The organism is Rhodococcus sp. 27YEA15 (genome assembly GCF_049739425.1).
Lineage (GTDB): Bacteria > Actinomycetota > Actinomycetes > Mycobacteriales > Mycobacteriaceae > Rhodococcus_F.
The window spans coordinates 117,653-130,722 of sequence record NZ_JBMHHW010000001.1; the positions used below are offsets into that span (position 1 = coordinate 117,653).

The 13,070-nt window shown below is 64.4% G+C and carries 11 protein-coding genes and 1 pseudogene; 6 read left to right on the forward strand and 6 right to left on the reverse strand.

Annotation, left to right across the window (positions count from 1 at the left end):
- Positions 1-3: 3 nt before the first annotated feature.
- The 5 genes from ABH922_RS00540 to ABH922_RS00560 are packed head-to-tail and all read right to left on the reverse strand — an operon-like array spanning position 4 to position 4,434.
- Positions 4-1,218 (reverse strand): M20 family metallopeptidase, encoded by a 1,215-nt coding sequence (locus tag ABH922_RS00540; protein WP_424805075.1) that lies wholly within the window; start codon positions 1,216-1,218, stop codon positions 4-6.
- Positions 1,215-2,123 carry a DUF1028 domain-containing protein gene (locus ABH922_RS00545; protein WP_424805076.1) on the reverse strand — a complete coding sequence of 303 codons (909 nt, stop codon included), beginning with the start codon at positions 2,121-2,123 and terminating at the stop codon, positions 1,215-1,217. Before ABH922_RS00545 ends, ABH922_RS00540 begins: the two co-directional genes overlap by 4 nt.
- The gene (locus ABH922_RS00550) at positions 2,120-2,944 is read right to left on the reverse strand and encodes an alpha/beta fold hydrolase (RefSeq protein ID WP_424805077.1); all 825 of its coding nucleotides are present in this window, start codon (positions 2,942-2,944) and stop codon (positions 2,120-2,122) included. The genes ABH922_RS00545 and ABH922_RS00550 overlap by 4 nt, the downstream gene beginning before the upstream one ends.
- Positions 2,941-3,396: a YybH family protein gene (locus ABH922_RS00555; RefSeq protein ID WP_424805078.1), complete on the reverse strand. Its 456-nt coding sequence runs from the start codon at positions 3,394-3,396 to the stop codon at positions 2,941-2,943. Before ABH922_RS00555 ends, ABH922_RS00550 begins: the two co-directional genes overlap by 4 nt.
- Before the next feature lie 33 nt (positions 3,397-3,429).
- Positions 3,430-4,434: an LLM class flavin-dependent oxidoreductase gene (locus tag ABH922_RS00560; RefSeq protein ID WP_424805079.1), complete on the reverse strand. Its 1,005-nt coding sequence runs from the start codon at positions 4,432-4,434 to the stop codon at positions 3,430-3,432.
- Between the two features lie 431 nt (positions 4,435-4,865).
- Between ABH922_RS00560 and fgd the strand changes: the two genes are divergently transcribed.
- From fgd to ABH922_RS00580, 4 genes and pseudogenes are all read left to right on the forward strand, one after another.
- On the forward strand, positions 4,866-5,912 hold the full coding sequence (fgd, locus tag ABH922_RS00565) for a glucose-6-phosphate dehydrogenase (coenzyme-F420) (protein WP_424805080.1): 1,047 nt from the start codon (positions 4,866-4,868) through the stop codon (positions 5,910-5,912).
- A 20-nt stretch (positions 5,913-5,932) separates the two neighbouring features.
- Positions 5,933-8,456, forward strand: a pseudogene (locus tag ABH922_RS00570) (bifunctional FO biosynthesis protein CofGH).
- Complete coding sequence (cofC, locus tag ABH922_RS00575) at positions 8,453-9,121, forward strand: 2-phospho-L-lactate guanylyltransferase (RefSeq protein ID WP_424805081.1); 669 nt, start codon at positions 8,453-8,455, stop codon at positions 9,119-9,121. Before ABH922_RS00570 ends, cofC begins: the two are co-directional and overlap by 4 nt.
- A 26-nt stretch (positions 9,122-9,147) precedes the next feature.
- A complete protein-coding gene (locus tag ABH922_RS00580) occupies positions 9,148-9,552 on the forward strand; it encodes a nuclear transport factor 2 family protein (RefSeq protein WP_424805082.1) in 405 nt (134 codons plus the stop codon).
- A 7-nt stretch (positions 9,553-9,559) separates the two neighbouring features.
- Here ABH922_RS00580 and ABH922_RS00585 read toward each other — a convergent pair whose 3' ends face one another.
- Complete coding sequence (locus tag ABH922_RS00585) at positions 9,560-10,573, reverse strand: AraC family transcriptional regulator ligand-binding domain-containing protein (RefSeq protein ID WP_424805083.1); 1,014 nt, start codon at positions 10,571-10,573, stop codon at positions 9,560-9,562.
- A 148-nt stretch (positions 10,574-10,721) separates the two neighbouring features.
- Between ABH922_RS00585 and ABH922_RS00590 the strand changes: the two genes are divergently transcribed.
- Both ABH922_RS00590 and ABH922_RS00595 read left to right on the forward strand, forming a co-directional pair.
- Positions 10,722-11,477 carry an SDR family oxidoreductase gene (locus ABH922_RS00590; RefSeq protein ID WP_424805084.1) on the forward strand — a complete coding sequence of 252 codons (756 nt, stop codon included), beginning with the start codon at positions 10,722-10,724 and terminating at the stop codon, positions 11,475-11,477.
- Positions 11,474-12,628, forward strand: a complete 1,155-nt coding sequence (locus ABH922_RS00595; RefSeq protein ID WP_424805085.1) for a phosphotransferase family protein — start codon at positions 11,474-11,476, stop codon at positions 12,626-12,628. Before ABH922_RS00590 ends, ABH922_RS00595 begins: the two co-directional genes overlap by 4 nt.
- Positions 12,629-13,070 lie beyond the last annotated feature (442 nt).

Genomic DNA, 13,070 nt, shown 5'->3' on the forward strand with positions numbered 1-13,070 from the left:
GGGTCACCAGGATACGTTGTCGGCGCGTGACCATTTCCGATTTCCGAAGGTTGCGAACACGTCGGCAAAGGTGGTGGCGGCGCGAACCAGATCGTCGATGCCTACCCATTCGCCTGCGGTGTGTGCATGGGTCATGGAACCGGGGCCGTAGACGACGGTGGGAATGTTCAATCGGTTCCGCAGGATTCGGGCGTCGCTACCGAGCAGTGAGCCTGCGACGGTGGCGGGTCCGGAGCGCCCGACGGCGATGTCGGCAACGAACTGTACGAACGGGTGTTCGGCGGGCAGTTCGGACGCCTCGACGAAAGTGCGGGTGCTGATCGTGTAGTCCACCGGCGGGTCCATCCGATCGAGTCGATCGGTGATCGATGCCGTGACCTGTGCGCAGTCCTGGCCGGGCAGGGTGCGTCGGTCGACGGTCAGGGTGCACGAACTGGCGACGACGTTGGCTGCGGTGCCGCCGGAGACGGTTCCGACATTGGCGGACGGTTGACCGAGCAACGGGTGAACCGGGCCGCCGAAGTCGGCGAGTTGGAGTTCGAGGATGACTCTGGCCGCGTCGGCGATCGCCGAATGGCCGAGCGCCGGATCGCTACCGTGGACGGCCCGCCCCGTGATGTGGATGTCGGCCATCAACGCGCCGCGTTCGGCGATTCCGACGTGCAGTTCGTTCGGTTCCGGGACTATGCAGGCGTCGGCCACGATGAGATCGGCGTCGGCGAGAGCGATCGTGCCGAATTCACCACCGGTTTCCTCGTCGGCGACAAGGTGGAAGACGATGCCGCAATCCATCGTGACTCCGGCGTCGAGGTTCGCTCGGTATCCTTCGACGGCGGCGGCGATCCCACCCTTCATGTCGCAGGCCCCACGGCCCACGACGCGGTCGCCGTCGATCACGCCGGCGAACGGATCGACGTCCCATTCTCCGGCGCGAGCGGGTACGACGTCGATGTGGCCGTTGATCATGATGATCGGTCTCGAACCGTCCACCGGCCCGGCAGTGGCCAGGAACGACGGCCGCCCGGGAACCGGTTCGAAAACTGTTGTTTCACAGTTTAGTTCGGCGAACACCCGGTCGAGCACCGAAATGATCGCGCCTTCGCCACCCGGCGGGTTGGAGGTGTCGCAGCGAATCAGGGCTGCCGTCAGATCCGCAACGCGGTCGGCACGGACGTGATCTGCGCCCGGGCCGTGGCCGGGCCGGGCGTTCCCGCTCACAGGTACAACTCCGGATCGTCGAGAAAGCCCACCGCGGCCGCCGATTTCAGATACTCCTTCAGATGCGGGGCTCGAGCGAAGACCGAATCGAACGCGGTCCGCGCTTCGTCTCTGCGACCGGCGCGTGCGAGAAGCACGGCGCGCCAGAAGCGAGCTTCGCTGTTGTCTCCGAGGACCGCGTCGGCAGCGGCGAGGTCGCCGAGAGCCTGCTCTAGCTCCTCGTCCGGAACGTTCTCGTACTGCCCCATCATGATTCGGGGTGCGAACATTACCGATCCCACCTTGTCGAACGCGCGGTGCAGCGGCAGCAAGCGCGCGAGCTCACCGACCGGATCCGTGTGATCGTCCACCCGGATGTCGAAGATGGTCTCGTTCCAGGGCGTCGTCGAGGGTGTCCCGGACACGACACGTAGACACGACGACTGACTTCCCCGCGCATCCCCGCCGGCTGCCTCGGCGGCAATCAGGGCGGCCACCAGACGGTCGGCCAAATCGCCGGTCGAGTTCCGGTACGCCTGCACCATCCGATCGGGAATGGTGTCATCCGCCAGCATGTTTCCGGCTGCAGCCACGCCGGGGCCGATCGCGTGACCTGATGACGGCACGCAGGACGATCCGGTGTGTGCGGTGGCGGTGCCGGTGGCGTCGACGAACGCCAACTGCCGATACGCGCTCAGGGCGTCGCCGGCGACAACCGCCTTCAGTGCGTCGTCCGCCCGATCGCCGCCCGCGAGCCGGTCCAGGGCCTGCGGCCCGAAGTCGATGTTCACGAATGCCTGGGTGGCGACGGCGCCCACCCCCGGAGCCAGCCAACCGACGAGTCGGCCGACTCCGAAGAAGTGCGATTGTGATGCGAGACCGAGCCGGCCGGTCTCCTCGTCACGGGCCACGATCGAATACGTCACGGCTTCGGGGTCCCTTCTCTCGACCCGGACCAGAACTGTTCGAGGATGGCGGCCACGGCCGCCGGTGTTTCGACCATCGGCAGGTGGCCGACGCCGGGCAGTTCGGCGGAGGTTCCGCCAGTGGCGGCAGCGAACTCGGTGGACATGGCGACCGGGCAGGTCGGATCCTCGGTGCCGGCAATTGCGTGCGTCGGTGCCGATATCCGGTCGGTGCGGTCACGGATGTCCGCGCCGAATGCGCCGCGCAGGATATCTGCCACAACGGATTCGGGACGGTCGCCGATCGCCTCGAGGGCAACCGCAACGATCTCCGGTGATCGGAACTGCGTCCCCAACACCTGTGGGATCAGCTCGGCGAAGTACGTCGTCATCCCGGCGGCATCGAGTTCGGCGACCATGGCGGCGATGGCGTCGTCACCGACGCCGGTGCCGAGGGTACTTCCGAACGCCGCGACACTGAGTACTCGATTCGGGTGCGCTGCCGCAGTGGCGGCAGAGATCGTACCGCCGAGTGAACCCCCGACCAGATGGGCCGCCTCCACCCCGTGCGCGTCCATCGCGGCGACGACGTCCTCGACGTATCCGTCCACCGTGTACGGGCCGACCTGAGCCGACCGTCCATGGCCGCGAAGATCGAGTGCGAGAGCGTCGATGCCGAGGAGCCCGACGACCTCGTGCCACACCCTGGCCGATGTGTTGATCGGGTGTACGAAGACGACGGCACCACGCGAGGGAAGGCTGGAACCGCCGGTGTACGTCACGACCTGCCCAGCGCCGCCGACGATCTCGACGGCGCCGGGGTTCCAGTTCGAGCTGGTCACTGGTCGCCGTATTTCAGCGCTCCGGCAGGTGCCGCGCCGCTGACGTGCATGTGCCACATCGTCCACGTCGCGTTGCCGGCTCCGTCGTCCTTGCGGTAGATCTCGGTGTACCGGATGGGGGTGTCTCCGGATTCCTCGAGGGCTCCCGACGGGGTGGGCATCAGCAGGCGTGCGGTGGCGTCGCCGGCCAGCCAGGCGACATCGCCGATGACGTGGAACTGGGGGTCTCCGACGTCCTTGATCTCCGTGATGTCGACGCCGACCCGCTTGAGGCCTTCCCACAGCTTCACCTTGTCCGGGGCACCGCGATAGGTGAATCCGTTGAGATTGAACTGCAGGTAGTTCTCACCTTCGGCGAAGAATTCACCGAGTCCTTCGCTCTGCAGGCCCACGTTGGCCTGGAACCATGCGTCGTGGACGGCGCGGACTGCATCTGCATCGGTGCTGCTCATGAGTGCTCCTTGTTCTGCTGGGGGTCGAAGGTGTCAGACAGAGGTGGTGATGAGTTCGGAGATCGCGGCGAGTGTCTGCTCGGCTCGCGCCGCCGGAACGGGTGAGACGACGACGGCGTCGGCACCGGCCTCGTAGTACTGGGCGATCTTGGCCCGGCAGTCGTCGACCGACCCGGCAACGGCGAACGCGTCCACCCAGCTTTCGGGCATTTCGGCGGCGACGATCTCGGGGCCGCCGCGGGAGAGCATGTCCGCGATCTGCTCGTTCGCACCGATTGCGGCGAACAGCGGACACGGACCGGTGGCGGCGATGTAGAAGGCGAGTATCTGCTTCATCTCTTCGCGGACCGTCTCGGCCAGTTCCGGATCGGACGTGACGTTGGCCAGCAGCAGAACCGAGATCGACGGCTTGGTGTCGCGCCCGGCGGCGGCCGCAGCGTCGTCGAGCTTCTTGCGCGCGGCTTCCACGTATTCGACGGGGGAGAGTGCGCTGACGATGAGACCGTCGGCCAGCTCGCCGGTGAGGGCAATGCCCTTGTCTCCGAGGACACCGGTGTACAGCGGGACCTCTTCGGCGACGGGGTGGGTCAAGGTGACCTCGCGGAAGGTGAAGGTACGTCCCTCGGCCGATACCGTCTCGCCGGCGAGTAGCGACTTGAGCGAGGTCAGCGTCTCGCGCAGAGCGCTCATCGGGGATTTGGTCGTCAGCCCCATCTGGTTGGTCCAGGCCGGGACACCGTGCCCGATACCGGGCAGGATGCGGCGAGGGAATGCGCGGGCGAGGGTGGCGATCTCCATCGCGGTGACGGCGGGGTGACGCACGACGGACGCGACGACACCGATGCCGACGGGAATTGTCGTCGTTGCAGCCAATGCAATTGCTGCAGTGGCCATTCCGCCGCCGAAGAAGTAGTCCTCCGGAACCCAGAGTTCCTGAAAACCGAGATCTTCGGCCTGTTTGGAGATGGATGCGACGTCTTCGGGGGGTGTGGCGCTGGCGAGAAGAAGGCCGATACGGCCTGTGGGTGTCGCGTTCATAGCGTTCTCCTTCGTCGGGCAACTGGGGAATCCAGCACGATTGCTGCGAAAAGTCGAGATTGCGCTCGCCGTCGGGTGCCCGGGGGTGTGTACCGAAACGGGCCGTCGGCGTGGCGATTGCCCAACCATAAACACTGGCGATCCATTAGTCAGCGTTCAAATCGCCCATACGAGCCGACCGCACTAGGCAGATTGCCTACCGGAATCGGCAGGAGTAATTTTTCTTCGGCTTTCTCCTTTACTCCGGGAAATGTGCTGCTAGTGTCGTTTTTCAATCATCATTTCGCTTCGGTTGTGCCCCTCGGTGGCCGCCGATTGTCCCGTTGCGATGCCTTCGCTCGACATTCTGCCCAGTGGTTCTCACCATCGAGGTCGACTATGTGAGGAGTAAGGCCGCAACTACGCCACACCATCATCGGAAGGCCGCGTACATGAACACTCGCGCAGACGGTCCACACGGACTGAAGTTGGGATACAAAGCGTCGGCGGAGCAGTTCGGCCCACGCGAGCTGGTGGAACTCGCGGTACTGGCCGAGTCGTCCGGCATGGAATCGGCGATGGTCAGTGATCATTTCCAGCCGTGGCGGCACAACGGTGGGCACGCGCCGTTCTCGCTGGCGTGGATGACTGCCGTCGGTGAGCGGACCGAACGAATTCAGCTCGGAACATCGGTGCTGACACCGACTTTCAGATACAACCCGGCGGTGATCGCCCAGGCCTTCGCGACGATGGCTTGTCTGTACCCCGGCCGGGTCATGCTGGGCGTGGGTAGCGGCGAGGCACTCAACGAGATCGCGACCGGCTTCGAAGGGGAATGGCCGGCGTTCAAGGAGCGCTACGCCCGACTCCGGGAATCGGTCACGTTGATGCGTGAATTGTGGTCGGGCAACCGGGTCGACTTCGACGGTACCTACTACCGCGCCCGCGGCGCCTCCATCTACGACGTTCCCGACGGCGGTGTCCCGGTGTACATCGCCGGCGGTGGACCACTCGTCGCCGGATATGCCGGCCGGTCCGGAGACGGCTTCATCTGCACCTCCGGCAAGGGGATGGAGCTCTACACCGAGAAACTGATGCCGGCGGTGACAGAAGGTGCAGCGAAGGCCGGACGCGACATCGAAGACATCGATCGACTGATCGAGATCAAGATTTCCTACGACACCGACCCTCAGGCAGCACTCGAGAACACCCGATTCTGGGCGCCGCTGTCGTTGACGCCCGAGCAGAAGCACTCCATCGAGGATCCGATGGAAATGGAGCGCGCAGCAGACGAGTTGCCCATCGAACAGGTCGCAAAGCGCTGGATCGTCGCATCCGACCCGGACGAGGTGGTGGCCCAGGTCAAGCCGTACGTCGATGCCGGGATGAACCACCTCGTCTTCCACGCCCCCGGCCACGACCAGCGACGCTTCCTCAGCCTGTTCCAGCGTGACCTCGAACCGCGCCTGCGAGCGCTGTCCCCGGATACCTCGGCGTGACCGCGCTGCCGAATCCGTCCATGCCGAAACGAGTTCCGTCGGAGTCGGCCATGCGGCGGGTGTTGCGCCGGGCACGGGACGGCCTGGTCCTCGATGTCGACGAGGCAACGACGCTGTTACATGCTCGTGGTTCGGATCTTGCCGATCTGTGTCGCTCCGCAGCCAGGGTTCGTGATGCAGGTCTGATCGCGGAGAACCGGCCGGGTATGGTGACGTACTCCCGCAAGGTGTTCATTCCGTTGACCAGACTGTGCCGCGATCGGTGCCACTACTGCACGTTCGTCACGGTCCCGGGAAAGCTTCGGACCGAGGGTAAGTCGATGTTCCTCGAGCCTGACGAGGTGATTTCGATCGCGCGTGCCGGTGCGGCTGCTGGTTGCAAGGAAGCGCTGTTCACCCTCGGTGATCGACCCGAAGCCCGTTGGCCCGAAGCTGCGCAGTGGCTCGACGAGCGTGGGTACGGCTCGACGCTCGACTACCTGCGGGCAATGTCCGTTCGGGTTCTCGAAGAGGTCGGCTTGCTACCCCATCTGAACCCGGGTGTGATGACCTGGGAGGAACTCTCACGACTCAAACCGGTCGCGCCGTCCATGGGTATGATGCTCGAGACGACCTCACGCGAGTTGTTCGAGAACAAGAGCGGTGCGCATCACGGGAGTCCGGACAAGGATCCGTCGGTCCGATTGCGCACCCTCGACGACGCCGGACGACTCGGAATCGCCTTCACCACCGGCATTCTGGTCGGTATCGGAGAGACCATTCGGGATCGCGCGGAAACGATCGCCGCTATCAGGGCTTCCCACAAGATGTTCGGACATATCCAGGAAGTGATCGTGCAGAACTTCCGGTCCAAGCCCGACACGGTGATGCGCCTCGAACCGGATGCCGATTTCGAAGAGTTCCAGGCGACCATCGCGGTGGCTCGTCTACTGTTCGGGTCCGGCCATGCGCATCCAGGCGCCCCCGAACTTGGTGAACGCCTCGCAGTGCCGAGCCCTCGTCGACGCCGGTGTCGACGACTGGGGCGGTGTTTCGCCGGTCACGCCCGACTTCGTGAATCCCGAGCGCCCGTGGCCGGAATTGGACGCCCTGACCGAGATCACCGCGGACGCGGGCTTCACCCTCGTCGAACGGATTGCGGCGCAGCCACGATACGTGTTGAAGGGTTCGCCGTGGATCGACCCGCGGATCGCGCCGCACGTCGCGGCACTGGCCGATCCACACACCGGACTCGCCAGGACGGACGTGCTGGCAACCGGAATCGAGTGGCAGGAACCGGATGCGGCGTGGGAGTCGATCGGCCGGGTGAACCTGAACACCGACATCGATTCCACGGGAAGACTGACCGATACCCGTAGCGACCTCGAGTCGGCGTTCGGTGACTGGGAATCCGTTCGCGAACAGGTCACCAATCTGAACGCGCCCGCCCGCCTGAACCGAGACGTCGCCGCAGCGTTGCGGAGCGCCGAGCGTGAGCCGGGGAACTGCTCCGATGCCGAGTACCTGGCTTTGGCCAACGCGGACGGTCTCGACCTGGAAGCGGTTGTCCGGCTCGCGGATCAGCTACGCCGAGATCGTGTCGGCGACGACGTCACCTACGTGGTCAACCGGAACGTGAACTTCACCAACATCTGTTACACCGGCTGCCGGTTCTGCGCCTTCGCGCAGCGAAAGGGAGATGCGGATGCGTTCTCCCTGTCCACCGCCGAGGTGGCGAACCGCGCCTGGGAAGCGCATGTGGCCGGGGCCACCGAAGTCTGCATGCAAGGTGGTATCGACCCCGAGCTTCCGGTCACCGCATACGCAGACCTCGTGCGGGCGATCAAGGAGCGAGTGCCGTCGATCCACGTTCATGCGTTCTCGCCCATGGAGATCGTCAACGGGGCGTCTCGCGCCGGCGCTTCGGTTCACGATTGGCTCACTGAACTGAAAGCTGCTGGGCTCGACTCTATTCCAGGTACCGCGGCCGAGATCCTCGACGACGAGGTTCGCTGGGTGTTGACAAAGGGGAAGCTGCCGACGGCGACGTGGATCGACATCGTCAGCACCGCGCACAGGTTGGGAATCCCGTCCAGTTCGACCATGATGTACGGCCATGTCGACAACCCCGAGCACTGGGTAAAGCATCTACGTGTGCTGCGCGGAATACAAGAGAACACCGGTGGTTTCACCGAGTTCGTGCCGCTGCCCTTCGTGCATCAGAGTGCCCCGCTGTACTTGGCCGGCGCATCGAGGCCGGGTCCGACCATGCGCGAGAACCGGGCCGTGCACGCACTGTCACGGATCATGCTCGACGGCCGCATCGAGAACATCCAGACCAGCTGGGTGAAATTGGGAACCGAGGGCACTCGGGCGATGCTGGACGGCGGAGCCAACGATCTCGGTGGAACGCTGATGGAGGAAACGATCTCGAGAATGGCAGGCTCGCAGTTCGGGTCGGAGAAGACCGTCGAGGAACTTCACGCCATCGCGGGCGGGATCGGCAGGCCCGCCGTCGAACGCACCACCACGTACGCCGCCACCTCGGTCACGAGCCGGCCATGACGAACTGGGCGGTGATCGTTCCCGTCAAAGCGCTCTCGCAGGCCAAGTCGAGGCTCGACGTCGGTGGTAGCGAGAATCGAATGCTCTGCGCGACCGCGTTTCTGCTCGACACATTGTTCGCGCTGGAACGCTGCGCGGAAGTCCAGTCCGTCCTGGTTGTGTCCCCGGACCATTCACTGGGCGGTCGAATCGGATGTTCTGTCGTCGAAGACCGTGGCTCCGGTATCGACGATGCCGTGGGAATCGGTCGGTCGTCGCTGATCGCGAAAGGACACCGAGGGCCGGTCGCGGTGGTGCTTCCCGATCTGCCGGCATTGAAGTCTGCGGATGTCGACGAACTGCTCCGATCCGTTCCGTCCGACCGCTGTGCGTTCGTGGCCGACGCGGACCGGACCGGAACAACCTGCGTGAGCGCGCCGTCCGCGATGGAACTGGCAACCGGCTTCGGGGCCGGCTCGGCAGGACGGCACCGAAGTATGGGACATGCCGAGGTGCTGCTGACCGTCGCATCGCTACGCCATGACGTCGACACCATCGAACAACTATCGCGCGCAATAATATTGGGCGTCGGACCCGACACGACACGGCTGCTGGCATCGGGCCGGTTCCAGGTGGGGTCCGAGTGTGACTCTCTCGCCGCGCAAGTACATCTCCAAGATTTCTGAGACGACAACAGAGAGGGAATGCCGACATGGCAACCGACACACAAACCCGGAACAAGGAAATAGTGGCGCAGTTCTGTACGACGTTCTCCACCGGAGATGTCGACGCGATCCTGGACTACTTCGCTGCCGATGCCCTCTGGCACATCACCGGCAGTATCGCTACCTCCGGTGACTACGACATGGTCGCGTTTCGAGAGTTCGTCACCGGTGTGGGTCAGATCGCGGAAGGCGGGGCCATCACCTTCACCTACGTCGATTCGATTGCCGAGGGCGACAGGGTGGCCGCGGAAATCACATCCACGGCAGTGTTCGTGAACGGTCGAACCTACAGCAACGAGTACTCCTGGCACGTCGAGATCCGCGACGGAAAGATCTGGCGGCTGCGGGAGTACCAGGACACCGCGCATACCGTTGCCGTCCTGGCTCCTTGACTCGTTCTCATAGAGGAGTTGTTGCGCGCTGCCGAATCTCGCGTGCGGTGGCGCTCCACCAGCGGCGAGCATATCGGCTGAACGTCGCCTGATCGTCGAGTCCGACAGCAGCAGCGATCTGGGCAAGTGGCAGGCGGGTTTCGGTCAGGAGCACCCCGGCGCGTTCACGGCGTACGTCGTCGAGGATCGCGCCGTAGGTCGATCCCTCGCCGGCGAGGTGGCGTTGAAGCGAACGTGCCGACATCGCGAGCAGGGTCGCGGTTGCTTCGACGTCGAGTCGACCGGTGCCCAGGGACTGGCGCACAAGCCCCCTTGTCCGGGTGGTGACAGTCAGCTCGGCGTTTTCCTGATGTTGTTCGAGATAGCTCAACGCGAGGTACCTGGCGGTGAGATCGCTGTCGGCGATGGGCCGGCTGGACAGTGATCGGGGGACTCTCAGCACTGCGGCAGCACATCCGGCCGTGACGTGTGCGCCGAAGAGTTCTTCGTACCGGGTCATCGGCCCGACCGCCTGGTGCGGTAACTCGACACCGCGCAGTCCGTACTGTCCACCGTTGAGCTGGACGAGCGTTCGATGCAGGAACAACAATCCCATGTCGATGCTCTGTGGTGGTGCGGTGATGCCGGGGGGATACCCGTACCGATAGCCGACGACGCCCCGGACGTTCCTCGGATCCGCGACGAGTTCGACACTGAGACTGCGGGCGTGGACGAACAGGTACTTGTCGGTGCAGTCGAGCGCCTCCCCGATGGAGCGGGAATTGCGAACGGCGATGGCGAGTGGACCGAGCAGGTCGAGATCCTGTCGCAATGCCACTCTCAGACCGAGATCGGGGCAGTTCAGCGTCCGTGCTGCAAGTTCGAGCATCGTGGCCACGGCAGTGTCCCTGATCAACAGTTCGTCACTGTCCAGTGCCGGACGGGGAAGTCCGGCACGAGTGGCGAGTGTATCGGCGTCACCCCCGAGTTCCTCGACGACGTCGCGAACCCCCCGTAAGCCGGCAGACCTGATCCATGCCACGGTTCGAGTGTGCCGTCGATGGCGCGATCAGTCAAATTCTTGGCGTAATCTGTCAAGTTCGAGATGCGTCGAGTATCTACGGTGAAAGCATGGTCTTCACAGACGAGTACAACGAGGTTGCCCGGCGGCGAACGAATCGGATCGGCCGATGAATGTGCGTCGAGGCTCGATCGTCATCACCGGTGCCAGTTCAGGTTTGGGGGCGGAGATGGCTCGCCAATTTGCAGCATCTGGCTACGACTTGGGGCTGGCGGCCAGGCGGGCGGATCGACTCGACGATCTCCGGAAGGAGGTTCTCGACGCTCATCCGGAGCGCAGAGTGGAGGTGGCCACGCTCGACGTCACCGACGGTGACGCTGTACACGCGGTGGTCACCGATCTCGACCGGCGCCTGGGCGGTATCGATCGGTTGATCGCCAACGCGGGCACCGGTCAGGGTGCGGCACTGGGAACCGGCGGCTGGGAAGCCAATCGGATCACCGCCGAAACCAACTTCGTCGCAGTTCTGGCCCAGGCCGACGCCGCCATGGAGATCTTCCGCAGGCAGGGGAGCGGTCACCTGGTTCTGATCTCGTCGATGTCGGCGATTCGAGGTATGCGCCGGTCCATGACCACCTACGCCGCGAGCAAGGCCGGTGTCGCCGCCGCCGCGGAAGGTCTACGCGCGGAGAATCTGAAGGGCGTCGACATTTCGGTGATCCACCCCGGGTACATCGCATCGGAAATGAATGCCCATGTCCGCGAACGCACTCCGTTCCTCGTCGACACACCTACCGGCGTGCGGGCGATGGTGGCCGCCATCGAGAGGCGCCGGAAGAAAGCGTATGTACCTGCCTGGCCGTGGGTGCCGATCGGTGTCGCGATGCGCATTCTGCCTCTGTCCGCGGTAAGGAAACTGACGTGAGCAGATCGGTTCGACGGTCTTCGCGTGATGCTGCCGTCGAGGTGCGGGACGAGGACTCCTTCGACGTCGAGGCCCTCACCAGTTGGTTGCGTCGACGCATCGATCCTGAATGCTCGCAGTCGCTTTCGGGAACACCTCAGGTCAAGCAGTTCTCCGGAGGCGCGTCCAACCTCACCTACCTGCTCAGCTATCCCTCGGGTCGAGAAGTGATAGTGCGACGCCCGCCGCCGGGTACGAAATCCGAAGGGGCACATGAGATGGGCCGGGAGTATCGAGTGCAGACGGCGCTGCGTCCGCACTTTCCGCTCGTGCCCGCCACCATCGCCCTGTGTGAGGACGACAACGTCATCGGAAGTTCGTTCTACCTGATGGAACGCGTCGACGGCCCGATCCCGCGGCAGGAGCTTCCGCCCGCAATTTCATACACCCCGGAGCAAGTGGCAGACCTGTCGCGCCGCGTCGTCGACATCCTCGTCGATCTGCACAGTGTGAAGATCGAAGGAACCGAACTCGCCGCGCTCGGTAAAGGCGACGGCTACGTCAACCGTCAGATCGAGGGCTGGGCCAAGCGGTACGACGCAGCTCGAACCCGCAACGTGGGCTCTTTCTCCGTAGTCGTCGAGTGGCTGCGGCTCAACCAGCCGGCAGACCGTTCGGCAGTGCTCGTCCACAACGACTTCCGGCTGGACAACATCGTCCTCGACTCCGCTGACCCTACGGTTCCGGTTGCGCTGTTGGACTGGGAGATGGCCACCGTCGGTGATCCGTTGATGGACCTGGGAGGTGCCCTGGCCTACTGGGTCCAAGCCGACGACGACTGGCTGTTCCGACGATTTCGCCGACAGCCCACCCATGTGCCGGGGATGCTCACCCGACGTGAAGTCGTCGCGCGCTACGTCGAACGAACCGGGATCGACCTCACCGAGGAACAGTGGACGTTCTACGAGGTCTTCGGTCTGTTCCGGCTTGCCGGGATTTGTCAGCAGATCTACTACCGCTACTACCATCGCCAGACCACCAACCCGGCGTTCCGTAGCTTCGGAATTGCCGTTCTCGCCCTCGAATGGCGTTGCCGCCGGATCATCCGCAACATCGAACGGCGGGGCGGGCACGGAACCGCGCAGAGGAGAATCGGAGACGCGCAGGTGTGAGCTCGCCGGACCGGCACGGGAAGTTGTCGCGATCGAACGGGAGCTCCGAGCCGACGAGTATTCGGCAAGAGTGAGCGAGTCGACGCCTACCTCCAGTCCGATCCACTCGTCGACGCCCGTCCCGGCAACCACGTCGGTGGCGCCACTGCCGAGCAGTACGCCCGAGGTGGCGTCGCTGCGTAGACCAACGGCTCGTACTCCACCACTGACCCTGCCTGTGCGAAGGTGCGGGTGGAAGCGAAGACGAACCCCAATCCAGGGGGTGGCTATCCCTACGACCCGGAGGAAGTCCTCACCGGCGTCGGCTGTGATGCCCACCTACGCTGATCCCGCGAGTGGACTGTGGCGTTCTCTCGCAGTACGTTCGGGGGCCGGGTTCTCCCTCACCGAGAAGTTCCGGAAACGAATGCGGCTCCTGTGCCCGACTGGACTGCGTGTCGGT